General features: G+C 62.5%; 24 protein-coding genes and 1 riboswitch. Of the genes, 20 read left to right on the top strand and 4 right to left on the bottom strand.

Features of this window, described 5'->3' with window-relative positions; all coding sequences use genetic code 11:
- The first annotated feature begins 97 nt into the window (after positions 1 to 97).
- The 9 genes from C8C98_RS21100 to C8C98_RS21060 all read left to right on the top strand — a co-directional run bounded on the left by C8C98_RS21100 (position 98) and on the right by C8C98_RS21060 (position 8234).
- Positions 98 to 2623, top strand: coding sequence for a cation-translocating P-type ATPase (locus tag C8C98_RS21100; protein ID WP_121455864.1), 2526 nt, complete (start codon positions 98 to 100; stop codon positions 2621 to 2623).
- Complete coding sequence (gene ccoS, locus C8C98_RS21095; RefSeq protein ID WP_044398643.1) at positions 2623 to 2760, top strand: cbb3-type cytochrome oxidase assembly protein CcoS; 138 nt, start codon at positions 2623 to 2625, stop codon at positions 2758 to 2760. The genes C8C98_RS21100 and ccoS overlap by 1 nt, the downstream gene beginning before the upstream one ends.
- Before the next feature lie 64 nt (positions 2761 to 2824).
- Positions 2825 to 4264 carry a cytochrome-c oxidase, cbb3-type subunit I gene (gene ccoN, locus C8C98_RS21090; RefSeq protein WP_121455863.1) on the top strand — a complete coding sequence of 480 codons (1440 nt, stop codon included), beginning with the start codon at positions 2825 to 2827 and terminating at the stop codon, positions 4262 to 4264.
- A gap of 16 nt (positions 4265 to 4280) precedes the next feature.
- A complete protein-coding gene (gene ccoO / locus C8C98_RS21085) occupies positions 4281 to 4913 on the top strand; it encodes a cytochrome-c oxidase, cbb3-type subunit II (protein WP_121455862.1) in 633 nt (210 codons plus the stop codon).
- A gap of 12 nt (positions 4914 to 4925) precedes the next feature.
- Positions 4926 to 5063, top strand: coding sequence for a cbb3-type cytochrome c oxidase subunit 3 (locus C8C98_RS21080; protein WP_121455861.1), 138 nt, complete (start codon positions 4926 to 4928; stop codon positions 5061 to 5063).
- A 24-nt stretch (positions 5064 to 5087) separates the two neighbouring features.
- Positions 5088 to 5996 carry a cytochrome-c oxidase, cbb3-type subunit III gene (ccoP, locus tag C8C98_RS21075; RefSeq protein WP_121455860.1) on the top strand — a complete coding sequence of 303 codons (909 nt, stop codon included), beginning with the start codon at positions 5088 to 5090 and terminating at the stop codon, positions 5994 to 5996.
- 80 nt (positions 5997 to 6076) lie between these two features.
- Positions 6077 to 7534 (top strand): cytochrome c oxidase accessory protein CcoG, encoded by a 1458-nt coding sequence (gene ccoG, locus C8C98_RS21070; RefSeq protein ID WP_121455859.1) that lies wholly within the window; start codon positions 6077 to 6079, stop codon positions 7532 to 7534.
- 45 nt (positions 7535 to 7579) lie between these two features.
- On the top strand, positions 7580 to 7867 hold the full coding sequence (locus C8C98_RS21065; protein WP_121456440.1) for a FixH family protein: 288 nt from the start codon (positions 7580 to 7582) through the stop codon (positions 7865 to 7867).
- A 73-nt stretch (positions 7868 to 7940) separates the two neighbouring features.
- Positions 7941 to 8234 (top strand): hypothetical protein, encoded by a 294-nt coding sequence (locus C8C98_RS21060; protein WP_121455858.1) that lies wholly within the window; start codon positions 7941 to 7943, stop codon positions 8232 to 8234.
- Positions 8235 to 8279: 45 nt separating this feature from the next.
- Here C8C98_RS21060 and fnr read toward each other — a convergent pair whose 3' ends face one another.
- The gene (fnr, locus tag C8C98_RS21055; protein ID WP_099655852.1) at positions 8280 to 9002 is read right to left on the bottom strand and encodes a fumarate/nitrate reduction transcriptional regulator Fnr; all 723 of its coding nucleotides are present in this window, start codon (positions 9000 to 9002) and stop codon (positions 8280 to 8282) included.
- Between the two features lie 189 nt (positions 9003 to 9191).
- Between fnr and hemN the strand changes: the two genes are divergently transcribed.
- The 4 genes from hemN to C8C98_RS21035 all read left to right on the top strand — a co-directional run bounded on the left by hemN (position 9192) and on the right by C8C98_RS21035 (position 15458).
- Positions 9192 to 10574 carry an oxygen-independent coproporphyrinogen III oxidase gene (gene hemN / locus C8C98_RS21050; RefSeq protein ID WP_121455857.1) on the top strand — a complete coding sequence of 461 codons (1383 nt, stop codon included), beginning with the start codon at positions 9192 to 9194 and terminating at the stop codon, positions 10572 to 10574.
- 8 nt (positions 10575 to 10582) lie between these two features.
- A complete protein-coding gene (locus C8C98_RS21045) occupies positions 10583 to 11314 on the top strand; it encodes a sulfite exporter TauE/SafE family protein (protein ID WP_121455856.1) in 732 nt (243 codons plus the stop codon).
- Between the two features lie 419 nt (positions 11315 to 11733).
- Entirely contained in the window at positions 11734 to 13014 is a 1281-nt protein-coding gene (locus C8C98_RS21040; protein ID WP_233574632.1) for an HD-GYP domain-containing protein, read from the top strand.
- Positions 13015 to 13046: 32 nt separating this feature from the next.
- Positions 13047 to 15458 (top strand): bifunctional diguanylate cyclase/phosphodiesterase, encoded by a 2412-nt coding sequence (locus C8C98_RS21035; protein WP_121455854.1) that lies wholly within the window; start codon positions 13047 to 13049, stop codon positions 15456 to 15458.
- Positions 15459 to 15510: 52 nt separating this feature from the next.
- On the opposite strand, the gene C8C98_RS21030 is transcribed toward C8C98_RS21035, so the two are convergent.
- From C8C98_RS21030 to C8C98_RS21020, 3 genes are all read right to left on the bottom strand, one after another.
- Complete coding sequence (locus C8C98_RS21030; protein ID WP_121455853.1) at positions 15511 to 16326, bottom strand: sulfite exporter TauE/SafE family protein; 816 nt, start codon at positions 16324 to 16326, stop codon at positions 15511 to 15513.
- A 468-nt stretch (positions 16327 to 16794) separates the two neighbouring features.
- Complete coding sequence (locus tag C8C98_RS21025) at positions 16795 to 17145, bottom strand: cell division protein ZapA (RefSeq protein WP_121455852.1); 351 nt, start codon at positions 17143 to 17145, stop codon at positions 16795 to 16797.
- Positions 17142 to 17381, bottom strand: a complete 240-nt coding sequence (locus C8C98_RS21020) for a DUF904 domain-containing protein (protein WP_099655845.1) — start codon at positions 17379 to 17381, stop codon at positions 17142 to 17144. Before C8C98_RS21020 ends, C8C98_RS21025 begins: the two co-directional genes overlap by 4 nt.
- Before the next feature lie 48 nt (positions 17382 to 17429).
- A riboswitch (cobalamin riboswitch) is annotated at positions 17430 to 17670 on the top strand.
- 86 nt (positions 17671 to 17756) lie between these two features.
- On the opposite strand from C8C98_RS21020, the gene C8C98_RS21015 reads away from it, so the two are divergent.
- The 7 genes from C8C98_RS21015 (at position 17757) to cobO (ending at position 25252) form a co-directional block, all read left to right on the top strand.
- Complete coding sequence (locus C8C98_RS21015; RefSeq protein ID WP_121455851.1) at positions 17757 to 19649, top strand: TonB-dependent receptor domain-containing protein; 1893 nt, start codon at positions 17757 to 17759, stop codon at positions 19647 to 19649.
- A 17-nt stretch (positions 19650 to 19666) separates the two neighbouring features.
- Entirely contained in the window at positions 19667 to 21037 is a 1371-nt protein-coding gene (locus C8C98_RS21010; RefSeq protein ID WP_121456439.1) for a cobyrinate a,c-diamide synthase, read from the top strand.
- A gap of 8 nt (positions 21038 to 21045) precedes the next feature.
- Positions 21046 to 21627, top strand: coding sequence for a bifunctional adenosylcobinamide kinase/adenosylcobinamide-phosphate guanylyltransferase (gene cobU, locus C8C98_RS21005; RefSeq protein ID WP_121455850.1), 582 nt, complete (start codon positions 21046 to 21048; stop codon positions 21625 to 21627).
- A 189-nt stretch (positions 21628 to 21816) separates the two neighbouring features.
- Complete coding sequence (locus tag C8C98_RS21000) at positions 21817 to 22767, top strand: ABC transporter substrate-binding protein (RefSeq protein WP_121455849.1); 951 nt, start codon at positions 21817 to 21819, stop codon at positions 22765 to 22767.
- Positions 22768 to 22810: 43 nt separating this feature from the next.
- A complete protein-coding gene (locus C8C98_RS20995; protein ID WP_121456438.1) occupies positions 22811 to 23854 on the top strand; it encodes an iron ABC transporter permease in 1044 nt (347 codons plus the stop codon).
- Positions 23855 to 23898: 44 nt separating this feature from the next.
- Positions 23899 to 24693 carry an ABC transporter ATP-binding protein gene (locus C8C98_RS20990; RefSeq protein ID WP_121455848.1) on the top strand — a complete coding sequence of 265 codons (795 nt, stop codon included), beginning with the start codon at positions 23899 to 23901 and terminating at the stop codon, positions 24691 to 24693.
- On the top strand, positions 24683 to 25252 hold the full coding sequence (gene cobO, locus C8C98_RS20985; RefSeq protein ID WP_121455847.1) for a cob(I)yrinic acid a,c-diamide adenosyltransferase: 570 nt from the start codon (positions 24683 to 24685) through the stop codon (positions 25250 to 25252). Before C8C98_RS20990 ends, cobO begins: the two co-directional genes overlap by 11 nt.
- Positions 25253 to 25261 lie beyond the last annotated feature (9 nt).

Raw genomic sequence — 25261 nt, 5'->3', positions numbered from 1 at the left:
TCAAAGTGATGGAAGAAGCTTAGGATGCGTCATCTTTTGCGACTTGATCCAGGTCAATAAGCATGTCACGTTGCACGGATAGGCTTGAACCATGTCAATGTTTCGCTCTGGCGCGCCCGAATCCGAGGTGACGCCCGCCACCGCTGCTGCACCAAGCACAGCGCAGCCACAGGGAGGGTCTTCGCCTGCGGATGCCCCATCGTTGCTGGACGACCCGCAGGAGTGGTTGGGTTTTGGCCGCCCTTGCACCGAGGCTGGTGCTGCGCTGGAAGTGCCCGCAGGCAGCGACCCGGCCAGCACAGCGTGGGATTCGCACGTGGTGCTCGATGGCATGCACTGCGCCGCGTGCGCCCTCACGATTGAAGATGCCTTGAAGTCTGTGCCCGGCGTGTTGCAGGCCGATGTGAGTGCGGCCACGCGGCGGGCCCGCGTGGTGTGGCAGCCGGGCAGGGTGGTTCCATCGCAGTGGATGGCGGCGGTGCAAGCCGCAGGCTACAGGGCCATGCCCGCCATGGATGCCTTTGTGCGCGGGCAGCGTCAGGTGGAAAACCGCCGTGCGCTGTGGCGCTGGCTGGTGGCTGGCTTTTGCATGATGCAGGTGATGATGTACGCGTGGCCTGCCTACGTGGCGCAGCCAGGTGATCTGTCGCAAGAGATGGAGACACTGCTGCGCTGGGCATCGTGGGTGATTTCGTTGCCGGTCATCTTTTTTGCCTGCGGGCCTTTCTTTGCCAGTGCGCTGCGCGATGTGCGCCGGCGGCGTGTGAGCATGGATTTGCCGGTGGCCCTGGGCATGGGCATCACCTTTGTGGTGAGCACGGCAGGCACGTTTGACCCCAACGGGATTTTTGGGCGCGAGGTGTACTTTGACTCGCTCACCATGTTTGTCTTCTTCCTGCTGACGGGACGCTGGCTGGAGCTGCGGCTGCGCGATCGCACTGCGGGCGCCTTGGAGGCGGTGTTCAACCGCCTGCCAGACAGCGTGGAACGGCTGGGCGCTGATGGCGCATTCACCCGCGTGGCGGTGCGCCGCCTGCAGGTGGGTGACACGGTGCGGGTGCTGCCGGGCGAGGCGTTTCCGGCCGATGGCTCCATCACGCTGGGCAGCACGCAGGCCGATGAGGCGCTGCTGACGGGGGAGTCCACGCCGGTGGATCGACCTGTGGGCAGCACGGTGACGGCCGGTAGCTACAACCTTCAGTCGCCTGTGCAGGTTCGTGTGGAGTGCGTGGGGTCACAAACCCGGTTTGCGCAAATCGTGGCGCTGATGGAAAGCGCATCGCTGCAAAAGCCCCGCCTGGCCCAGCTTGCAGATCGCATTGCCCGGCCCTTTTTGGTTGCGGTATTGCTGGCGGCCTTTATGGCAGCGGCCTGGTGGTGGCCCAAAGACCCAGGCCATGCATTGATGGTGGCGGTGGCGGTGCTCATCGTGACTTGCCCTTGCGCACTGTCGCTCGCCACCCCAGTGGCCATGCTGACGGCAGCGGGTACGCTGGCGCGGCAGGGCGTGCTGGTGCGCAACCTGCAGGGACTGGAGGCCTTGGCGCAGATCGATACCGTGGTGTTTGACAAGACGGGCACCCTGACGCGCGATGCGATGGCGCTGCAGGAGGTGCGGGTCGCGGGCATGGCGCTGGACAAGGCTGCGGCCCTGTCGCTGGCCGCAGCGTTGGCGCGGCAATCGTTGCACCCCGCCTCGCGTGCGCTGGTGGCGGCGGCAGCTGCAGACGATGGGCGCTGGCTGGTCACTCACTTGCAGGAGCAGGCAGGCTTGGGCTTGAGTGCCAATGTGTTTGACCGCACTGCGCAGCAGCCGCTGGGGCGTGTGCGCCTGGGTTCGGCTGTGCATGCCGGGGTGGCTGATGGAGTGACCGATGGTGTGGGGTCAGCGCTTGCCGGGCCCCTGGAGTCAACGGCCTTGTGGGTGGTGCTGGCGCAGGAAGGCGCTCAGTCTGGCCAGGAATCGTTCCTGGAACTGGCCCGCTTTGGGTTGGTCGAGGATGTGCGTGGCGAGGCGGCTGCCGTGGTGCAGGCGCTGGCCCAGGCGGGCTTGGCGGTGCAAATGTTGTCTGGCGACCGCCCCGCAGCAGTGCAGCGCGTGGCAGCGCAGGCAGGTATCGAACAAGCCCGGGGTGCGTGCACACCTCAGGACAAGTTGCAAGCGCTGCAAGCGCTGCAAGCCCAAGGCCACCATGTGGCCATGGTGGGCGATGGGCTCAATGACGGCCCGGTGATGGCGGGCGCCCATGTGTCGTTTGCCTTTGGCCGATCGGTGCCACTGGCACGTTCGCGGGCGGATTTTGTGGTGCTGGGCGACAGCTTGGCGCTGGTGCCGCAGGCGGTCATGTTGGCGCGCAAGACGCTTTCTATCGTGCGCCAAAACCTGTGGTGGGCGGCTGGCTACAACGCGCTGTGCGTGCCTTTGGCTGTGGTGGGCTGGATGCCTGCTTGGCTGGCGGGGCTGGGCATGGCGCTGAGCTCACTGTTGGTGGTGCTGAACGCGGCCCGCTTGTCCAGAGGCTTGCCCGCCGTTCTGTCGGCAGAGCAGGGCGGCCCTTCTTCTTTCACGGTTGCGGGCGTTGTTCCGGCAGCCTCTTCATTCAATGCTGTGGAGCCCGCCTGATGGACATCCTTTATTTGCTGATTCCTTTGTCTGTGGTGCTTGTGCTCATGATCCTGGCGGGCCTGTGGTGGGCTGTGTACCGGGGGCAGTTTGAGAGCGTGGAGCAAGAGGGGGAGCGCATTCTCCGGGACGGTTGACTTTCGTCAATAACCGCAATGCCAGTCTGGTTAAAACTTGTATCGCAATACAAAGAGGTGTCCGATGGATTTTCCAAAAACAAATGCTGCGCACTACAACGACACTGTCGTGCGGCAGTTCTCTATCATGGCCGTGGTCTGGGGGGTGGTCGGCATGCTGGTGGGCGTCATCATCGCCGCCCAGCTGGCATGGCCTGAACTCAACCTCGGTATTCCGTGGCTTAGCTACGGTCGCTTGCGTCCACTGCACACCAATGCAGTGATCTTCGCGTTTGGCGGCTGTGCGCTGTTTGCTACCAGCTACTACGTGGTGCAGCGCACCAGCCAGGTTCGGTTGTTTGCCCCCGCTTTGGCCTCGTTCACGTTCTGGGGCTGGCAACTGGTCATCCTGGCAGCGGCGATCAGCCTGCCGTTGGGCTACACCTCCGGCAAGGAATATGCAGAACTGGAATGGCCCATTGACATCCTGATCACGTTGGTCTGGGTGTCCTACGCCATCGTGTTCTTCGGCACGGTGGGTACCCGCAAGGTCAAGCACATCTATGTGGCCAACTGGTTCTTTGGTGCTTTCATTCTGGCTGTGGCGTTGTTGCACCTGGTGAACAGTGCAGCGGTGCCTGCGGGCTACATGAAGAGCTATTCGGCCTACGCCGGTGTGCAAGACGCTATGGTGCAGTGGTGGTACGGCCACAATGCCGTGGGCTTCTTCCTGACGGCAGGCTTCCTGGGCATGATGTATTACTTCATCCCCAAGCAAGCAGGTCGCCCTGTGTACTCGTATCGCCTGTCGATCGTGCACTTCTGGGCTCTGATCTTTACTTACATGTGGGCGGGTCCTCACCACCTGCACTACACCGCGCTGCCTGACTGGACGCAATCCGTCGGTATGGTGTTCTCCCTCATCCTGCTGGCCCCCAGCTGGGGCGGCATGATCAACGGCGTGATGACGCTGTCTGGCGCATGGCACAAGCTGCGCGACGATCCTATCTTGCGCTTCCTGATCGTGTCCTTGTCGTTCTACGGCATGTCCACATTCGAAGGCCCGATGATGTCCATCAAGACCGTCAACGCCCTGAGCCACTACACCGACTGGACCGTGGGCCACGTGCACTCTGGTGCCTTGGGCTGGGTGGGTTTGATCTCCATGGGCTCGCTGTACTACCTGGTGCCCCGTCTGTTTGGCCGCGAAAAGATGCACTCCATCAAGGCCATTGAACTGCACTTCTGGATGGCCACCATCGGCATCGTGCTGTACATCGCTGCGATGTGGATTGCCGGTGTGATGCAGGGCCTGATGTGGCGCGCCGTGAACCCCGATGGCACGCTGACCTACACCTTCGTTGAAAGCGTGAAGGCCACTTACCCCTTCTATGTGATCCGCGTTGCCGGTGGTCTGCTGTACCTGGGCGGCATGCTGGTGATGGCCTGGAACGTGTGGGCCACTGCAATCTCTGGCCGCTCGGTCAAGGTGGCGATTCCCGCCGTGAACGCAGCCCACGCTTGAGCCTTAAGGAGCCAATATGTCTCAAAACAATAAGCAAGCTTCTACCGGTTTCAGCCACGAGAAGATTGAAACCAACAACTTCCTGATGATCGTGCTGATTCTGCTGGTGATCGCCATTGGCGGTCTGGTGGAAATCGTGCCCCTGTTCTTCCAGAAGTCCACCACTGAGGCTGTCAAGGGTGTAGAGCCCTACACCGCTGTGCAGCTCATGGGCCGCGATGTGTACATCCGCGAAGGTTGCTACAACTGCCACTCGCAGATGATCCGTCCCTTCCGTGCAGAGACGCTGCGCTACGGCCACTATTCGGTGGCTGGCGAGTTTGTGTATGACCATCCTTTCCAGTGGGGTAGCAAGCGCACAGGCCCTGATCTGCACCGTGTGGGCGGCAAGTACAGCGATGAATGGCATCGCATCCACTTGAACAATCCGCGTGATGTGGTGCCCGAGTCGAACATGCCTGCCTACCCTTGGCTGGAGAAGACCACCATTGACCCTACGGATGTCGCGCCCCGCATGAAGGCCTTGCGCACGGTGGGTGTGCCTTACACCGACGCGCAGATCACGGCCGCAGCGGATGAAGTCAAGGGCAAGACCGAGCTGGATGCGCTGATTGCCTACCTGCAAGTCATGGGCCGCGCGCTCAAGTAAAGGAGAGCAGCAATGGACATCACCACCATGCGCATCGTGGCCACACTGGCTTCGATGGCCTGCTTCATCGGCATCTGGGTGTGGGCCTACATGGGTCGCAACCGCGCCAAGTTTGATGAAGCTGCTCGCTTGCCCTTTGAGCAAGAATGAACTCCACCAGAATGAGAAAAACCCATGAGTGACTTCACCAGCAATTTCTGGTCGGTCTTTGTGACCGCGCTGACATTGATCGGCATCATCGGCTGCGCCTTACTGCTTTGGATGGCAGGCCGCAAGAAGGTCGTGGCAACGGCCGATAACACCACAGGCCATGTTTGGGACGAAGACCTGGTTGAAATGAACAACCCCCTGCCACGCTGGTGGGTGTGGATGTTCGTGATCACCATCATCTTTGGCTTGGGCTACCTGGCTGCTTACCCTGGCCTGGGAAGTTCGGCTGGCAAGCTGGGCTGGACCCAGAAGGGCGAGTACGAGGCTGAAGTGGCAAAGGCCAACAAAGAGTTGGAGCCTTTGTATGCACGCTTTGCCGCCATGACCCCTGAGGGCATTGCGGTAGACCCGCAGGCCAAGGCGATTGGCGAGCGCTTGTTCATGAACAACTGTGCGCAATGCCATGGCTCGGATGCCCGCGGCAGCAAGGGTTTCCCGAATCTGGCGGATGGCGACTGGCTGCACGGCGGCACTCCAGACAAGATTCTGGAAACCTTGCAAAAGGGCCGTATTGGCAACATGCCTCCCATGGCTGCAGCGGTTGGCACGCCTGAAGATGTGCGCAACCTGTCGCACTACGTGTTGAGCCTGTCGGGCAGCCCCCATGATTCATTGCGCGCCTCTTTGGGCAAGTCCAAGTTCACGGCATGTGCTGCATGCCATGGCATGGACGGCAAAGGCAACCAGGCCCTGGGTGCCCCCAACCTGACCGACGACATCTGGCTGCATGGCTGGGGTGAGGCAGCCATCACGGCCATGATCAACAACGGCAAGGTCAACCAGATGCCTGCACAGGCAGAAAAGTTGACGGAAGCCCAGATCAAGGTGCTGGCCTCGTATGTCTGGGGCTTGTCAAACAACAAGGCTCAGTAAGCTGGGTACGGGGCGGTATCGGGTGATACCGCCCTTTGTTGTTTGGGTTGAGTAGTTTTGAAGAAATAAAGAGCGCCACCATGAAGCAACCCAGCGAGTCCCCTCGCAAGGTCATTCCCATCGCTCCCGTCGAGGCAGCTGGCTCCGATGCTTCCAGCAGTCAGGTTGAGATCGTCTCCCTGTACGAGGCGCAGAAGAAGATTTACCCGCGCTCGATCAGCGGCTTGTTTGCCCGGTGGCGCTGGGCCATGGTGTTCCTGACCCAGTTGGTGTTTTATGGCCTGCCCTGGCTCGAGTGGGGGCAGCGCCAAATGGTGCTGTTCGATCTGGGCGCGCGCCGCTTTTACATTTTTGGTCTGGTCCTGTATCCGCAGGATTTCATCTACCTTACGGGGCTGCTGATCATCTCAGCACTGTCTCTGTTCTTGTTCACTGCGGTGGCAGGGCGCTTGTGGTGTGGGTTTGCGTGTCCGCAAACGGTTTACACCGAAATCTTCATGTGGATTGAGCACAAGATCGAAGGTGATCGCAGTGCCCGCTTGCGCCTGGATGGCGGTCCGTGGACCTTTGAAAAGGTCAGGAAAAAGTTTTTCAAGCAAGCCGTTTGGATTGCAGTAGCCCTGTGGACGGGGTTCACTTTCGTTGGCTACTTTGTGCCGATCCGCGAGCTGGGCGCTGAGCTGATCGCTTTGCAGGGCAGCTGGCAGATTTTCTGGGTGTTGTTTTACGGTTTTGCCACCTATGGCAATGCGGGCTTCATGCGTGAGCAAGTGTGCAAGTACATGTGTCCCTATGCACGCTTTCAGAGCGCCATGTTTGACAAGGACACGCTCATCGTCAGCTACGACGTTGCGCGTGGTGAGCCACGTGGGCCACGCAGCAAGACCGTAGATCACAAGGCGAAGGGTCTCGGGGATTGCATCGACTGCACGCTGTGTGTGCAGGTGTGCCCTGTGGGTATTGATATTCGCAAAGGGCTGCAGTACGAGTGCATTGGGTGCGGGTTGTGCGTGGATGCGTGCAACACTGTCATGGACAAGGTGAAGTACCCCCGTGGCTTGATTCGGTTCACTACCCAGAATGGCGTCGTGAAGCGCTGGTCGCAGTCCCAGATCCTACGGCGCGTGTTGCGGCCCCGTGTGTTGATTTACAGCGCCGTGCTGGTGACCTTGTGTGTGGCCATGCTTGCCAGCCTGATGACCAGAACGCCTTTGAAGGTCGACGTTGTGCGGGATCGTGCCGCCTTGTCTCGCATCGTTGCGGGCGGTAAGCTGGAGAACATCTACCGTATCCAGATCATGAATGCGACGGAGTTGCCTCAGCGCTACCACGTAGCAGCCAAGGGGCTGGAGGGCTTGGAGGTCGTATCGGAGGCTGCTGTGGACATTGAGCCTGCGCAGTCACGCTGGGTGGCGGTGCGTTTGCAGGTGCCCTATGGGTCCGCAACGCCGGGTTCGCATCCTGTGACGTTTGAGATTGGGGCGGAAGGTGGTGGCGCCCATGTATCGGAAAAAACTGTCTTTTTGGTTCCTCGGTAAGCAGCCTGTGGTCTCGCTGTTTTACCCGTTTTGATGGAGTTTGCTATGTCTTCGATTTCCTCTTCAGCACCCGCACCCGCACCCGTCCAGGCTGCCCCTTGGTGGAAGTTTGGCCATGTTTGGCTGGTGCTCTCAGGCCCCGCGATCGTCGTAGTGGCGGGCTTCGTCACCTTGTGGATTGCAGTGTCCAGTCCTGACCCTGTGGTTGCTGAAGACTACTACCAGCAAGGCATTGACATCAACAAGAGGCTGGAGAATCCGGAGCCCGGCATGGCACCTGCGCTCAAGGGCCGCAACCATGCCGTGACACCACTCAAAGACCAGCCCCGCTAGTTGCGGGGTCAGGGCCTCCATGGCGGTAGGCCCAGGCTTCGACGCCTTCTCAAAACCATACGGAGACACCACGATGTGGACACAGCGTTTGATGTGGATTGCTTGGCCTGCTTTTTTGGTCGCCGGGGCTTTGGAGGTGTTGGTGTTTGCCATGGTGGACCCCCAAGACCTGCACTGGTTTGGACAGCCGCTGGCGTTGTCTCGGCAGGGGGTTTACACCCTGGCGTTCTTTGCCTTTTGGGCGCTCACCATGTTGTCGGGTGCCATGACCACGCTGCTGGCCATGTCACCGTTTGAACTCAACCGCTGCCCTGTGCCTGACCAAGACCGGCCTGACGATTGCCGCAAGACACCATCTTGCCCTTGATGTGGGTTGCAAGCTACCGTTGGGCATGCCCTGCAAGCAGGTTGCTCAATGGCATGCTTGCTGATTGTTCACGATGCGGCGCAGGGCATCGGTGTCCAAGATTCGTACGTGGCGCTGGCGAACTTCGACGGTTCCATCCTCTACGAATTTGGAGAAAGTGCGGCTCACGGTTTCCAATTTGAGGCCCAGGTAGCTGCCAATTTCTTCCCGGGTCATGCGCAGCACCAACTCCGATTGAGAGAAGCCGCGAGCATGCAGGCGCTGTACCAGGTTGAGCAGGAATGCCGCCAAGCGCTCTTCAGCCCGCATGCTGCCCAAAAGAAGCATCACGCCGTGTTCGCGCACGATTTCGCGGCTCATGATTTTGTGCACATGGTGCTGCAGTGCCGTTACTTCGCGTGAGAGTTCTTCAATGCGATCAAACGGCATCACACAGACTTCGGCGTCTTCCAGCGCCACGGCGTCGCAGGTATGGTGATCATTGACAATGCCATCCAGGCCGATGATCTCACCGGCCATTTGAAAGCCCGTGACTTGGTCGCGACCATCCTCAGTGGCGACACAGGTCTTGAAGAAACCTGTGCGAATGGCGTACAGCGAGGTGAAGGCTTCGCCATTGCGAAAAAGTGTGCCGCCGCGCTTGACTTTGCGGCGCACGGCCACCACCTCGTCGATGCGCTGCAGCTGTTCGTCATTGAGGCCAACGGGCATGCAAAGCTCGCGGAGGTTGCAGTTGGAGCAAGCGACTTTGATGGTGAGCGGATTCATGGCACAGAAACCTGGTTGATGTTCGGGCATATCGTGCACGACGAGGGAGGCCGGTATGCCTCGGTCTGCGAGTAGCAGCAGATGATATGCATCAAATTGTCGCTCTTGTGGAGATGACTTCACTTGATGCAGGTCAAGGACGCAAGAGGAGGGGTGCGGCACAGTAAGCTAGTACGCAAGGATATCCCCATGACCGCAGTTACCCCAGAACTCCTGACCCGCTTTGACGTGCCAGGCCCTCGATACACCTCCTACCCCACGGCAGACCGTTTCGTGGAGGCATTTGGCCAAGAGGAATATGCCTTGGCATTGGCGCAGAGGCATCTGGGAACAGGTGCCAAGGCGATGCCATTGTCGCTTTACGTGCACATTCCGTTTTGCGAGTCGCTATGCTACTACTGCGCTTGCAACAAGATCATCACCAAACACCATGACCGCGCCGATGTCTATTTGCGCTACCTGAGCCGTGAGATTGATCTGCACACGGCCCAGTGCGGTGTAGGGCAGGTGGTCAGTCAGCTGCATTTGGGGGGGGGGACGCCGACGTTTCTCTCGGATGAGGGCTTGCGCGAACTCATGTCTATGCTCAAGCGCAGCTTCACGCTGGCGCCTGGGGGTGAGTATTCGATCGAGGTGGACCCGCGGACTGTGAATGCAGAGCGCTTGGCCTTGTTGGCCGAGTTGGGTTTTAACCGGCTGAGTTTTGGTGTGCAAGACTTTGACACCGAGGTACAAAAGGCCGTGCACCGCGTGCAGCCCGCCGAGCAGGTCTTTGCTTTGGTAGAGTCCGCCCGGTCCATTGGGTTTGATTCCATCAATGTGGATTTGATTTACGGTTTGCCACGCCAGACCCCTGAATCTTTTGACCGTACGCTGTCCCAGATCGCTCAGCTCCGCCCGGATCGGATTGCGCTGTACGCTTATGCTCACTTGCCAGACCGCTTCAAGCCCCAGCGTCGCATCATCACTGCCGAGCTGCCTACGGGCGGAGCCAAGGTGGCCATGTTGTCGCGTTCGCTGGATGCCTTTTTGGAGGCGGGCTACGTGTATGTGGGGATGGACCATTTCGCGCTGCCCACCGATGCCCTGGCCATTGCCAAGCGGCAAGGGCGCTTGCACCGTAATTTCCAGGGGTACAGCACGCAGCCTGACTGCGATCTGATTGGCTTGGGCGTATCGGCCATTGGGCGCATTGGTGCCACCTATAGCCAAAATGCCAAGACCCTGGATGAGTACTACGACCACCTCGACCAGGGGCGTTTGCCCGTGGTCCGTGGCTTGGCACTGAATCGGGACGATCTGGTGCGACGTGCTGCCATCATGGCCTTGATGTGCCAAGGAGAGTTGCTCATTGAGCCCATGGAGCAGGCTTGGCTGATTGACTTCCGCCGCTACTTTGCTGCTGAGTTGGATCAGCTCCAGGACATGCAGACCCAAGGCCTGGTGGAGGTCGGTGACGAGGGTGTGCGTGTCACGGCCATGGGGTGGTTCTTTGTGCGTGGCATTGCCATGGTGTTTGATCGCTACCTGCAGGCTGATCGCACGCGTGCCAAGTTCTCTCGCATCATCTGACACTCGATATGACTGGTGCCGTGGCCTGGACTGCGTTGGTGATGGGGCTCCTGGGTGGTACCCACTGCATTGCCATGTGTTCGGCGCCTTGCGGTGCCGTGGTGGGGGCGGGCGCTTCAGTGGCAGGAACTCTCCCGCCAGAGCAGCCTGTGCACTGGATGCCACGCAGCGCAGCACCCTCTGTTCTGCGCCAGTTGGCTTTTCACAGTGGCCGTGTGCTGGGCTATTCGCTGCTGGGGGCCTTGGCGGCCTGGGCGATGGACAGCCTGGCCTGGGTCACCCAGCAATCCATGGCACTGCGGCCTGTGTGGACGCTCATGCACGTTGCTGTGCTGGGTTGGGGGCTGATGATGATGGTTCAGTTGCGCCAGCCTGCCTGGGTGGAGCAGGCCGGTCGCTCAGTGTGGGCGCGTGTCAGGCCCTTGGTGGGCAGCCCTGCCGGGGTGGCGTCGGCTGGTATGTTGTGGGCTCTGATGCCCTGTGGGCTGCTTTACTCAGCGCTGTTGGTGGCAGCGCTCAGTGGCGGCCCGGTACAAGGGGCGTTGTCTATGGCGCTTTTTGCAGTGGGCAGCGGCCTGTGGCTGGTCGGTGGCCCGCTGGCATGGCATTGGGGGCGCAAGCACCTCCAAGCGTTGCGGGGTGATTGGGGGGCTCGTATCAGTGGCGCCTTGTTGTGTGGCGTTGCGGTGTGGGCGTTGTGGATGGACTTGGTATACAAGCCTTCACTGTGGTGTCGTTGAGTCAGGCGCTTGGCCCTGCCTGCCAAGAACCTGTTCAAAGAGCTGGCCGACTGCTTTGGCTTGTATAGCTAGCGATCAGTCCGTCACTTTTTGGCAATTTCACCACACTCCGTCAGCTTTTACATCTTGCTGGACCAGCTGATCTATCTTTGCGGGACAGCCATTTTTCTGCTTCTGCCGAACCGTGCGCTGAGATGGCCCCGGCTGGGCACAAGGTTTTGCGGCTTTTGCGTCTGAGTTCGACCTCTTTTCCAGAAAAGCGCTGCTGGAAATAGGGGGTAAACGCCTTGCTCAGGCGGCCATCAGAACTGGTGATAATGGGCTTAACAATTGCCGCGGTATTGTTACATTTTCCCACTGTCACCTATTGCGCTGTGAATACCTCAGTTCTTATCGATATCAGCCAGTTGCGAATTGGCATGTATATCCAGCTGGATTTGAGTTGGATGCAGCATCCGTTTCCCGTCAGCAATTTCAGGGTGGGCTCTGCGGAGCAGATCGCAACCCTGCGCGAGTTGGGGCTCACCCAAATCAAGGTGCTGCCCAAGAAAAGCGACCCCGAGTTTCGCCATGGCGTGATTCCGCCAGAACTCGAAACTCCGCCAGCATGCCCAGAGCCTGTATCGCCTGAGTCCGTTGTTGCGGATCAATCCTCTGCATTGACCGCTGGGGCTGAGAATGCCCTGGCGTTGCGGCGCAGGTTGCTGCTGGCAGCCCAAAACGCTTCTTTGATGGCCTGCGATCAGCGCTTTCGCTTGGCCACTCGCCAGTATGTGGCGATGGAGAAGCTGGTCAGTGACCAGCCCCAGGCTGCGCAAGCTGAAGGGGCATCGCTCGTGTCAGAGTGTGTGGGTGAGCTGCTTGAAAACAGTGACTCGGTGATCCGCCTGCTCTCTGAGGGCGTTGGTGAGCCGGGTGCACTGCATCCCGTGAATGTCATGGTGCTGAGCCTTTTGCTGGGCAAAGCGCTGGGTATGAAAAGCGCCGAGTTGCATGACCTGGGTGTCGCGGCGTTGCTGCACGACATCGGAAAAATGGGCATGCCGCTGCAACTGGCCCATGTCTCTTCTTCCATGACCCTCGCTGAACGCTCGCGCTACGAGGGCCATGTGGCCGCCTCGGTAGCGTTGGCCACGCGCATGGGTTGGGGCAAATCTGTGCTGACCGCCATCGCGCAGCACCATGAAATGGTCGATGGCTCGGGCTTTCCTTTGCGTCGCGGCGCGGCAGAGCTGGGTCGATCCAGCCAAGTGGTGGCGCTGGTCAATCACTATGACCGCATTTGCAGCCCGATCGGTGGAGGGGGCCTTACGCCCCACGAGAGCTTGTCTGTGATCTTTGCACAGCACAAGTCGCGGTTTGATTCTGTGGTGCTGGGTGCCTTCATCCGCATGATGGGGGTGTACCCCCCGGGCTCCATCGTCCAGTTGGTCAATGACCGTTATGCCATCGTGGCATCGGTCAACTCTTCGCGGCCCCTGCGTCCTCGGGTGATTGTGCACGATTCGCGCATCCCCAAGGACGAAGCCCCGATCCTGGATTTGGAGACGGTGCCAGAGCTGGGCATTCGGCGCAGCCTGAAGCCTTCGCAGTTGCCTCGTGATGCGCTGGATTACCTCTCCCCGCGCAAGCGCATCTGCTACTTTTTTGAGCGTGCAGTCAGCCCAGACTCCGTCGCAGCAGAGGCCCAGGCGTTGTGACATACCCACTGCCGCAGCCTTGGCTGGATGCGATGCTGGAGGCTGTCTGTCTGGTGGATGAGAAGTCTCTGGCAGTTCTGGCAGCCAACGAGGCCGCCGCCAAGCTACTGGGGCGTACCGTTCAGGAGCTGGTGGGGCAATCTGTGCTGGGTTTTGTTGCCACCCCGCAAGACCATGTGTTTTGGGCACAGCCTGTGGATGCCATCGCGGACGGCATCCACTCTGAAACCAGTGTGCTGCATGCCAATGGCGCGCTGATTGCGGTGGAGCGGCAGTTGCGCCGCGTGCCATTGCCGGGGGGCGGCACGGCCTTCTTGCTGGCGATGATGGACCGCAGCCAACAGCAGACGACCGAGTTGGAGCTGGAGACCTTGCTGTCGGAGTTGAGGGCGACGCTGGACTCTGCTGCAGACGGGATGCTGGTGTGTGCCATGGATGGCAGCATTCGGGCTTTCAACCAGCGTTTGGTCAAGCTGTGGCGCATCCCGCCAGACATGTTGACCCGCCGTGATGACCCGGCCGTTTTTGCCCACATGGCGGATCAGGTGCGCGACCAGCAGGGCTACTCCGGGCGGATGGCGGCCATCATGGCCGACCCGATGCAAGAAAGCACCGATATTCTGGAGCTGAGCGCTGGCACAGTACTGGAGCGTCGGTCTGTGCCGCAGCTCAGCCGTGGCTTGCCCGTTGGGCGGGTCTATTCATTCCGTGACATCACGCGCCAGACAGAAGCCCAAGCCAGTCTTCGGTTGGCAGCCAGGGTGTTCGAGTCGAGTCTGGACGCTATCTTCATTGCCGATCGCCAGCATCGGATCTTGCGGATGAACCCGGGTTGCGAAAAACTCATGGGTTCTGCCGCCCCCATTCATGAGGGGCAGTTGGCCGCTTCCCTGTTCAGGCCTTTGGGTGATGCCCTGCTGATGGAGCGGGTGGGTGAGGGCTGGAAGAAGTCGGGGTTTTGGGAGGGGGAGTTGTGGATGTCGCGCCGAATAGGGAGCGACTGCGCAGTGCAGTTGTCCTGGGTGGCCCTGCACGACGAGAGCGGGCAAGTCATGCAGAGCATTGGCTTCATGCGCGATCTCACGGCGCAGCACGCCGCACAGAAGCGCATTGAGGAACTCGCCTACAGCGACGTGTTGACGGGATTGCCCAACCGTTTGTTGCTCGCGCAGCGCGCGGATGCGGCCATTGCCGCAGCACAGCAACAAGGCGGCAGTTTTGCCATCTTGTTTTTGGATCTGGACCGCTTCAAGATCATCAATGACTCGCTGGGGCATCCGTTTGGTGATCGGGTCCTGCAGTTGGTGGCCGAACGTTTGCAAACCTGCCTTCGGCAAACAGACATGCTGTGCCGACTGGGAGGGGACGAGTTTGTCATCTATCTGCATAGCGGCGATGCCACCGTTGCAGAGGCGGTGTCGCGCCGCATTCTGGACGAGATGCTGCGCCCCTTTGGGCTGGATGGCATGGGTTTCTCTATCCAGTGCAGCATTGGCATTGCGTTGTTCCCGCACGATGGGCTTTCGCTGGACGACCTCATCAAGCAGGCCGACACAGCGATGTACCGCGTCAAGGAACGTGGCCGGGGCAGCTACGGCTTTTACCAGCCGCAGATGAATGCCAACCTGCTCTCCCGCATGAAGCTGGAGCATGCCATGCGCCAGGCTTTGGGACTGAAGCACATGTCGGTGCACTACCAGCCGCAGGTCAGTCTGACCACGGGTGCCATCACGGGGGCCGAGGCGCTGATCCGTTGGACGGACCCAGAAATGGGCCCTGTGTCACCGGGGGCGTTCATTCCTCTGGCCGAAGAATCTGGCTACATCGTCACGCTGGGTGCCTGGGTGATGGAGCAGGCGATACGGGAGGCTGCGGGCTGGATGCAGTCCGGGAGCCCCATTGTTGTCTCAGTGAATGTATCGGCATTGGAGTTTTTGCAGCCCGATTTCGTGAGCCGACTGGTCTCTTTGCTGGACGTCCACGGACTGCCGCCAACCTTGCTGGAGCTAGAGTTGACGGAGAGCATTTTGCTGCAGGACGCGCAGGAGATGGCGCAGCGGCTGGGGGTGCTTGCCAAACTGGGGGTCAGCCTGGCCATCGATGACTTTGGGACGGGCTACTCCAGCCTGGGCTATCTGAAGAAACTCCCGATCCACAAGCTCAAGGTGGACCAGTCTTTTGTGCGTGGTTTGCCCGACGATGATGGTGACCATGCCATCGTGAGTGCCGTGATCAGCATGGGACACGCGCTGCGCATTGCCGTGGTGGCCGAAGGTGTTGAGACCATGGCCCAGAAATCCATGCTGCAGCAAATGCAGTGTGACCACTTCCAGGGATTCCTGTGCGCGCCAGGGCTGCCTGCGCAAGACTTTCGCCTGCTGCTTGCCGACCCCGGCAAGGTGGTGCGGCGTATGCAACAGCAGGGATTTGCGGCGGCGGCCTGAGGCTTGTTTGGCGGCGATTGCAGTTGCTAACAACCGGGTGCACTGGCTCGGTTCAAGAAGCCAGCACACCTTTCCAGAACATGTAGGCCGCCAGCGCAAACAGCAGACTGGCAAACACGCGCTTGAGTTTTTTCACGGGCAAGTTGTGGGCTGCTTTCGCACCCAATGGGGCCGTCAGCACGCTGCAGGTGGCAATCACTCCCAGTGCTGGCAGCCACACATAGCCCAGCGAGCCTGCTGGTAAATCGGCCACCGACTGGCCGCCCAGCACATAGCCAATCACGTTGGCCAAGGCAATCGGAAAGCCCAGCGCAGCGCTTGTGGCCACCGCGTTGTGGATGGGCACGTTGCACCAGGTCATGAACGGCACACTGACAAAGCCTCCCCCTGCGCCAACCAAGCCCGACAAAAATCCAATCACCCCGCCTGCACCCATCTGGCCTGCCGAGCCAGGCATTTGCCGCGTGGGGGCAGGTTTTTTGTCCAGAAACATTTGCGTGGCAGAAAAGCTGACGAACAGGCCAAAGAAGATGGCCAGAAAAGAGCCTTTGAGCAGAGCAAAGACCCCCAGGCTGGCGGCGAAGCTGCCCAGCACAATGCCAGGAGCTAGCTTGGTCACGATGTCCCAGCGCACGGCTCCCCGCTTGTGGTGCGCACGCACGCTGGAAATGGAGGTGAACACAATGGTGGCCATCGATGTGGCAATGGCCATCTTCACGGCCAAATCTGGGCCCACCTGCTTGGCGCCCAGGATGTAGGTCAGAAATGGCACCAGCAGCATGCCGCCGCCAATGCCTAGCAGCCCGGCCAGAAAGCCGGTGCACAAACCCAAAACGCCCAACTCAACAATCAGCAGAGGATCCAGCATAAGGGAGGGGTACCGTAGGTGTTGGAGTGGGGGCTGAGCTGCCGCTCGGCAGCGCTTCGCACAGAGAGTGCCAAGCGTAAGAAGAAGGTGTCTGCGAATGCCACCGGACCGGCATCCTGAACCGGGGGTTCAGGGGGGCGAGGGCAGCCTGACGTTGGGTTCATCTGACGCGAGACGATCACGCTCACCAGGCAATTACCAAGCCCGAGCTCAGGGAGCATTGGTTCAAGGAAATATAAAGCCCGGCAGCACCGCAGACCTCACCATTGTAGGCCTTTGGCCTTGAGGTTGCAGGCAAAGCGGTGATGTATTTGGGGATGGGTTGCGAAGCCTGGGCCAAACGCCGTGGCCGACGCGTTTGCGCTCTGGGCTGGCGGCCACGGGGCCCGCCATCTGGCCCGTGCAGCCATGCCTAAAAGCCGAAACACACCATGGGCTGCCTGCCCAGGGTGGCCGCAGCCAGCACCGTCAAAGCAGCTGGCCGTCTTGCTCCAGCGCCTGGTCCAGGCGGCCCAGCAAGCTTTGCAGGCGTTGGTTTTCTTCATCGCTGGGGGCTGTGGCCGCCAGGGTGGGGGCAGGGGTGTGCACTGGCATTGCTGCTGCCTTGGCCGCCGCTGCATCGCGGTCGGCGATTTCAAAAGCCAAGTTCAGCGCAGCCAGCACGGCGATGCGCTCGCGGGCGCGGACTTTACCGGCATCGCGGATGCGGGTCATGGCGGTGTCGACCCGCTCCACTGCATCCAACAGGCGCGATTCTTGCCCCTCGGGGCAGGCCAGCAGGTAACTTTGCTGCAGGATCTGCACCTCGATTTGCTTCATTCGATTTCCTTGGTGGGGGCGGGCGCGACGGGCGCGGTGTTGGCAGGCAGGCGCTCCAGCAAGGCATCGATTCTGCCGCGCGCTGCGTTCAGGCGGGATTTGAGTGAATCGCGCTCCTGGGTCAGGGCGCTGACTTGATCGGCCAGCAAGGCATTGGTGCGTTGCAACTCGGCGTGGCGTACCAAAAGGCGCTCAACGCGCTCGGCGATCTGATCGGTGGTGGAGGGTTCTGCCATACAGCCCTCAATTGTAGGGTCGTCTGTTCCAGGCGGGGAATGCAGAGGCCCTAAAATCCGCGAGTTGGTGCTCGCTGCTTGGTTCACAGGCCGCAGTTCAACGGGAAGCAGGAAGGCGACCACCACGGTGGCGTGCCCGGCCTGCGCTGCCCCCGCAACGGTCAGCGGACGGATCGAGTCGATCCTCTCTCCATTCACACATGCCACTGGGGGCCTTGAACAAGCCCCTGGGAAGGCTTTGGAGAGCGTTCCGCCAGCCCGGATACCGGCCAACACGGTGGTTGTGTACGCCTTATCAAAGGGCGGCACAGCCTTATCACCCACACGCTGGCGGGGAGGCCGGCACGGGTTGTTTGTTGATTGAGTTCCCCCACGATGAGTTACCCCATCCCCCGCGCCCGGAAGCTGGCGCCGTTGTCTTTGCGTCCGAATTTGTTGGCGCTAGCCGCCACTGGGCTGTGCGTCTTGTCGGTGCCCGCCCACGCCCAAACCGCCGCTGCAGGCGCCACGGTGCTGGCGCAAAACCTGCGTACGCCTTCTTTGTCTGAAACCGTGGTGGCCGCCACGCGCACTGAGCAGCCACTTTCCGATCTGGTGGCCGATGTGTCCATCGTGGACCGCGACAGCATTGAACGCAGTGGCGCCACCGGCCTGGGCGATTTACTGGCCCGCCTGCCAGGGGTGGAGATGTCGCGCAATGGCGGCCCAGGCAATGCAACCAGCCTGTTTCTGCGCGGTGCAGAAACCCGCTTCACTGCCGTGTACATCGATGGTGTGCGCATGGACTCGCAGTCCACCGGCGGCGCCGCGTGGGAGGCCATTCCGCTCGGGCTCATTGACCGCATCGAAGTCTTGCGTGGCCCTGCGGGCGCGGTGTATGGCTCTGACGCCCTGGGCGGTGTGATTCAGATCTTTACCAAGCGCGGTGAAAAGGGCTTCGCGCCGTTCGTTTCTGTGGGCGTGGGCAACCGGGGCACGACCAAACTTGAAGCCGGTGTGAGCGGGGCCAGTGGCACGGTGGACTACGCACTGGGCCTGATGCGTGACGAGAGCGATGGCTTCAACGCCCGCCCCATCGCCGGCCAGAACCCCGACAAGGATGGCTACCGCAACACCGCTGGCAATGCCCGCGTGGGCTTGCAACTGAACGCGGTGCACCGCCTGGAAGGCACTCTAATGGTGGGTGACACCAACAGCGGCTACGACAGCGGCCTGGGCAATGACGACCGTAGCCTGCACACCATGCACGCGCTGGGCCTCAATTGGCAGGCACAGTGGAGCAGCGCCTACAAGACCAAGTTCAGCGTGACCGATTCGCGCGATGAATACGAAACCAAGCCCTCGGTGTACCTGTCGGACACGCGCCTGCGTGGCTATTTGTTCCAGAACGAATGGCGTGAGGGGGCCCACCAACTGACGGCCGCACTGGAGCGCCGCGAAGACCACCTAGAGAACAACCCCATCGACCGCGACCGTTCGCAAAACGGCGTGGCGCTGGGCTATGGCTACAACGCCGGTGGGCACACGGTGCAGGTCAACGTGCGCCACGACGACGACAGCGAGTTTGGCGGCAAGGACACGGGCAGTATTGCGTACGGCTACGCCATCTCGCCGCAATGGCGCGCCACCGCCTCGGTGGGCACCGCCTTCCGTGCGCCCACGTTGTACCAGCGCTTTAGCCAGTACGGCGTGGCCAGCTTGAAGCCCGAGTCGGCGCACAACGCTGAACTGGGCCTGCGCTATGCCCAGGGCAGCAGCACCTTCTCGGCCGTGGCTTACCGCAACCGCGTTACCAACCTGATCACCTTTGTGGGCGCTTCGGCATGTTCGCCCACGCAGACACAGGGCTGTTACGCCAACACCGCCCGCGCCGAATACAAGGGCGTGACGCTGGCCGCATCGCACCGCGTGGGCACCGTGCAACTGCACGGCTCGCTCGATCTGCAGCGCCCGCGTGATCTGGACACTGGCAAGCAACTGGCCCGCCGCGCCAAGCACCACGGCACCTTCGGGGCCGATACCGTGGTGGCTGGGTGGACGCTGGGGGCAGAAGTGCAGGCCTCGGGCCGCCGCTACGACACCATTGCCAACACCAACGTGCTGGGCGGCTACACCCTCATCAATCTGTATGCCAGCACCCGCGTTGCGCGCGACTACACCTTGCTGGCCCGCGTGGACAACCTGGCCGACAAGGACTACCAGCTGGTCCGCAACTACGCCACCGCAGGCCGCACGCTGTTTGTGGGCTTGAAGTGGGCACCGCAGTGACCTTGACCGCAGCCGGGATGCAGACGCCCGCCCGCTGCCCCGCCTTGTTGATTGCTGCCCCGGCCTCGGGGCAGGGCAAGACCACGGTGACGGCGGCGCTGGCGCGGCTGCACACGCGCCGGGGCCTGCGTGTGCAGGTGTTCAAGTGCGGTCCAGACTTTTTGGACCCGCACTGGCACCAGCTCGCTAGCGGCCAGCCCGTGCACCAGCTCGATCTGTGGATGAACGGCGAGGCCGACTGCCGCCAGCGCTTGCATGCCGCAGCGCAAAGCAACGACCTCATCCTCATTGAGGGCGTGATGGGCCTGTTTGACGGCACCCCCAGCGCGGCCGATCTGGCCCAGCACTTTGGCGTGCCGGTGCTGGCGGTGGTGGACGCATCGGCCATGGCGGGCACTTTTGGCGCGCTCGCCTTTGGCCTGCAACATTACCGCGTAGACATGCCCTGGGCCGGCGTGCTGGCCAACCGCGTGGGCAGCGAGCGGCATGCGCAGATGCTGCGCGATGGTCTGCGCGACAGCGCCGACTGGATGGGTGCGCTGATGCGTGTGAGCCATGGCGAAGAGCCTGCTGGCGCCAGCAAAAAGGGCGCGGCCTTGCTGCCCGAGCGCCATCTGGGCCTGGTGGCCGCACACGAGCTGGCCGACAGCGCCCAGCGCCTGGATGCCGCCGCCGATGCACTGGCCGCCACCCCGCTGGGCCAAATGAGCCCGCAAGACCTGCAGCGCTGGGCGGTGGACTTTCCCGCGCCCGAGCATGCAGAGCCCGTGCCTGCCTTGCTGCAGGGCCGCACCGTGGCCGTGGGGCGCGATGCCGCGTTTTGCTTTACCTACGCCGCCAACCTGCAGACGCTGGAGCAACTGGGCGCGCGCGTGGTGTTCTTCTCGCCCCTGCACGATGCCGCCTTGCCCGATTGCGACGCCGTGTGGCTGCCCGGTGGCTACCCCGAGCTGCACACCGACCGTATCGCTGCCAACACCGGCATGAAGGCCAGCCTGATGGCCCATGTGCTGCAGCGCAAGCCGCTGTGGGCCGAGTGCGGCGGCATGATGGCGCTGTTCGAATCCATCACCCACACCGACGGAACCCCCCACCCCGCTTGGGGCCTGCTGCCCGGACATGTCCGCATGCAAAAGCGCCTGGCCGCGTTGGGCCCGCAGCAACTGGTGGTGGATGGGCGCACGCTGCGCGGGCACACCTTCCATTACTCCACCGCGCAAAGCGATGCACCCGTGGTGTCGCGCACCTCGCGGCCCGATGAGCCGGTGGCGGCCGATGCGGGCGAGGCGCTGTACCGCCTGGGCAGCATCCACGCCAGCTACTTCCACGCGTGGTTCCCGTCCAGCCCCGTCGCTGTGGCACGCCTGCTGGGTGGAGTGACTGCGTGAGCCAATTCATGCCAAACAGCCGCTCCGAGCTGATCCTCGGCGGACAGAAAAGCGGCAAGTCCCGCCGCGCCGAGCTGCAGGCGCGCGACTGGCTGGCCCAGTCGCCCGCACACAACGCCGTGCTGATTGCCACCGCCCAGCCTTGGGACGGCGAGATGCGCGAGCGCATCGCCCGCCACCAGCGCGACCGCGCCGAGCGCGTGCCCGGCCTGCGCACGCTGGAAGAACCCCGCGACCTGGCAGCCGCCCTGGCCCAGCACAGCACCGCGCACACGCTGGTGGTGGTGGACTGCCTCACCCTGTGGCTCACCAACTGGCTCATGCCTGCTGGTGACGACGCGCTGGATATCAAGCAAAAACAGGCTCTAGCGCTTGATTGGAAGGCGCAAGCAGCTCATTTTTTGATAGCAATTGAAAAAGCCCCCGGCCCCGTGGTGCTGGTGGGTAATGAGATCGGCCTGGGCGTCATCCCCATGGGCCGCGAAGTGCGCGCCTTTGTCGATGCGCTGGGCGTGCTCAACCAGCAAGTGGCGCAGGCGTGCGATCGCGTCACGCTGATGGCGGCTGGGCTGCCGCTGAAACTGAAATGAATCACCCCCTGAGTCGCGTCGCGCCTTCTCCCTCTCTCGCTTCGCGGGAGGGGGACGCCGTCCGTGCACACAAGCGAAGCGCCGCATCTGCGGCTTGGCGGCCCTTGAACGACGGCCCTGGTCTGGATCGCGCCAGTTTTGAGCGTGGTGGGTTGTTTTGTACAGCAACGAATTCACTGAGATAGAACTATGAAACCCACCCCCGTGCGCCGCATCCTCTGGGTGATCGCCATCCTCATCGTTCTGGGCCTGCTCATGGCCGGGCTGGCGCGGGCGCAGCCCGTGCAGGTCACAGACGACCGGGGCCGCACCATCACCTTACCCCGGCCACCCCAGCGCATCGTGAGCCTGCTGCCCTCGCTCACCGAGACCATCTGCGCGCTTGACCAATGCCACCGTCTGGTGGGCACCGACCGCTACTCCAACCACCCCGCCAGCGTGCAAAAGCTGCCCAAGGTGGGCGGCGGGCTGGACCCGAGCATCGAATCCGTGGTGGCGCTGCGGCCCGATGTGGTGGTGATGTCCGTTTCGTCCCGTGCGGGCGAGCGGCTGGAGGCACTGGGCATTCCCGTCGTCACGCTGGAGCCCAAGACCCAGGCCGACGTGCAGCGCGTGCTGGTCAAAATGGCCCAGCTGCTCGGCCAGCCAGACGATGCAGCGCACAAGGTGTGGCGCGTGATTGATGCTGCGGTGTCTGCCGCCGCCCAAAGCCTGCTGCCGGAGGCCCGCAACGCGCGGGTGTACTTTGAAGTGAGCCGGGGCCCGTATGGCGCGGGCGAATCCTCGTTCATCGGCGAGACGCTCACCCGCTTGGGCGTCAAGAACGTCATTCCTGCATCGCTGGGGCCGTTTCCGCGCCTGAACCCCGAGTTTGTGGTGCGCGCCAACCCCGACCTCATCATGATGGGCAACCGCAGCATGCAGGCTGCTGCGTCCTACCCCGGTTGGAACACCCTCCAGGCCGTGCGCCTGCAGCGCCTGTGCGTGTACGGGCCCGAAGAGTCCGACGCCGTGGTGCGCCCCGGCCCCCGCATGGCCGAGGCCGCGCGCATCATGGCCCAGTGCATCAACGACAAAATGGCCCGCAAGACGTCCGCTGCGCCACCGGCCCCGCCCCAGGCTTCCAGTACAAAGCCGTGAAGAACTGCCCATGAGCCAGCTTCCCGATCCCGCCATGGCCGACATGCCCACGCGCAACGCCGCCGCTCACGCCCACGCGCGCCTCACCACCCCGCGCCAGCGCGCAGCGTGGCTGCTGCTGGCGCTGGCCGTGCTGACGGTGCTGCTCACCGCCCTGGGGGCCAGCGTGGGCAGCACGGGCTTTGACAGCGTGCTGCGCCTGGCCGACGACCCCATGGCCGCCCGCATCGTGTGGGACATTCGCCTGCCGCGCAGCCTGGGGGCCTGGCTGGCGGGCGCGCTGCTGGGCTTGTCGGGCGCGGTGGCGCAGGGCCTGTTCCGCAACCCGCTGGCCGAACCGTTTTTGCTGGGCAGCGCCTCGGGCGCATCGCTGGGCGTGGCTTCCGCTCTGGCCCTGTTTGGCACCGCCCCCGCCACGGCGTGGCTGGCCAAGCTGGGGCTGACGGGTGCGGCTTTTGTGGGGGCCGTCGTGGCCGTGCTGCTCACGCTGCAACTGGCGCGTGGGGTGCAGCACACCCTGCGCCTGCTGCTGGCCGGGGTCATCGTGGGGGTGGTGCTGGGCGCTATCAAAGACCTCATCACCCTGGCATCCCCAGACATCATTGCCGCCATGCAGGGCTTTAACCTGGGCAGCGCGGGCTTTATTGGCTGGGCGTCTTGCGTGCTGATGGCGCTGGCTTGGTGCGTGTGCATGGCTGGGGCCTGGGTGTTCAGCCGCGCGCTCGATGGTTTGAGCCTGGGCGAATCCACCGCCGCCAGCCTGGGCTTGCCGCTGGTGCCCATGCGCGTGGCGCTGGTGGCCGTGCTGGCCCTGTCCACCGGCACGGCTGTGGCGCAGACGGGGCTTATCGCCTTTGTGGGCTTGGCCGCGCCGCATTTGGTGCGTTCCATGGTCAAGGTCACCCATGCGTGGCTGGTGCTGCTGGCCAGCCTGATGGGCGGCGTGCTGCTGCTGGGGGCCGATGTGCTGGCCCGCTGGGTGATCGCCCCACAAGAGTTGCCCGTGGGCGTGCTCACTGCTGTGCTGGGTGGAGGCTATCTGCTGTGGCTGATGCATCGGCGCACAGGGCAGGGGGGCGTGTTGTGAGTTCGGTGCATGCTCCTGAGTTGATAGCGCTTTACGCCCATCAAATGGGCGCTAGCGTAGGTCCATGCCCTGTGCTGCAAGACATTCATCTGCCGCTGCTGGCCGGGTGCTGGACGAGCATCGTCGGCCCCAATGGCGCAGGCAAATCCACCTTGCTGCGCGCACTGGCGGGGCTGATACCCCACACAGGCACCGTGCACCTGCTCGGGCGCGATCTGGCCGACTGGCCCCGGCGCGACAAGGCGCGGGCCCTGTCGTGGCTGGGGCAGAACGAAGCCGCAGCGGACGACCTCACGGTGTACGACGTGGCCATGCTGGGCCGCCTGCCGCACCAGCCCTGGCTGGCCCCGCCCAGCACCGCCGACCACGCTGCGGTAGAGCAAGCCCTGCGCGCCACCCATGCGTGGGACTGGCGGCAGCGCACGCTGGGTGGCCTCTCGGGCGGGGAGCGCCAGCGCGTGCTGCTGGCCCGGGCCCTGGCCGTGCAGGCCCAGGTGCTGCTGATGGACGAACCCCTGGCCAACCTCGACCCTCCGCACCAGGCCGACTGGCTACTGCTGGTGCGAGCGCTGGTGGCTGAAGGCAAGACCGTGGTCAGCGTGCTGCACGAGGTATCGATGGCGCTGCAGGCCGACCACGTGGCCGTGCTGGCGCGTGGCCGCATCGTGCACCACGGCGCTGCTGCGCACCCTGATACCCACCGCGCTGTCGAGCGCGTGTTTGACCGCCGCATTGCCATCCACAGCGTGGCCGGGCAATGGATGGCGCTGCCGCAGTTGCACGCTACGGCTGTGCCACCTTCCAATGATTTGAACGAGAACCCACCCCATGCAAATTGAAGCTGCTCCCACCGAAAAACGCTACGAAAAGCCCGAGGGCGAACGCCGTGGCCTCATCATCGTCAACACCGGCGACGGCAAGGGCAAAAGCACGGCCGCTTTTGGTTTGGCACTGCGCGCCCATGGGCGTGGCAAGGCCGTCAAGATTTACCAGTTCATGAAAGTGCCCACGGCCCGCTTTGGCGAGCACCGCATGTTCGAGCAGATCGGCATCCCCATCGAAGGCCTGGGCGACGGCTTCAGCTGGAAGAGCCAGGACCTGGAGCACTCTGCCCAACTGGCCCGCGACGGCTGGGAAAAAGCCCGTGCCACCATCATGGGCGGCGAGCATTTCTTGGTGGTGTTGGACGAAATCACCTACCCGCTGATTTACGGCTGGCTGCCGCTCGAAGGCGTGCTGCAAACCCTGCGCGACCGACCCAAGGATGTGCATGTGGTGCTCACGGGCCGTCGCTGCCCCGAAGAGATCATCGCGCTGGCCGACACGGTGACTGAGATGACGCTCATCAAACACGCGTTCAAGGCCGGGGTGCCTGCGCAGCGCGGCATTGAGGACTGAGCGCTTTGC

It is taken from the genome of Acidovorax sp. 106 (assembly GCF_003663825.1).
Lineage (GTDB): Bacteria > Pseudomonadota > Gammaproteobacteria > Burkholderiales > Burkholderiaceae_C > Acidovorax.
The sequence above is the reverse complement of the archived record's forward strand: the minus strand, read 5'-3'. Positions and strand labels throughout refer to the sequence as shown.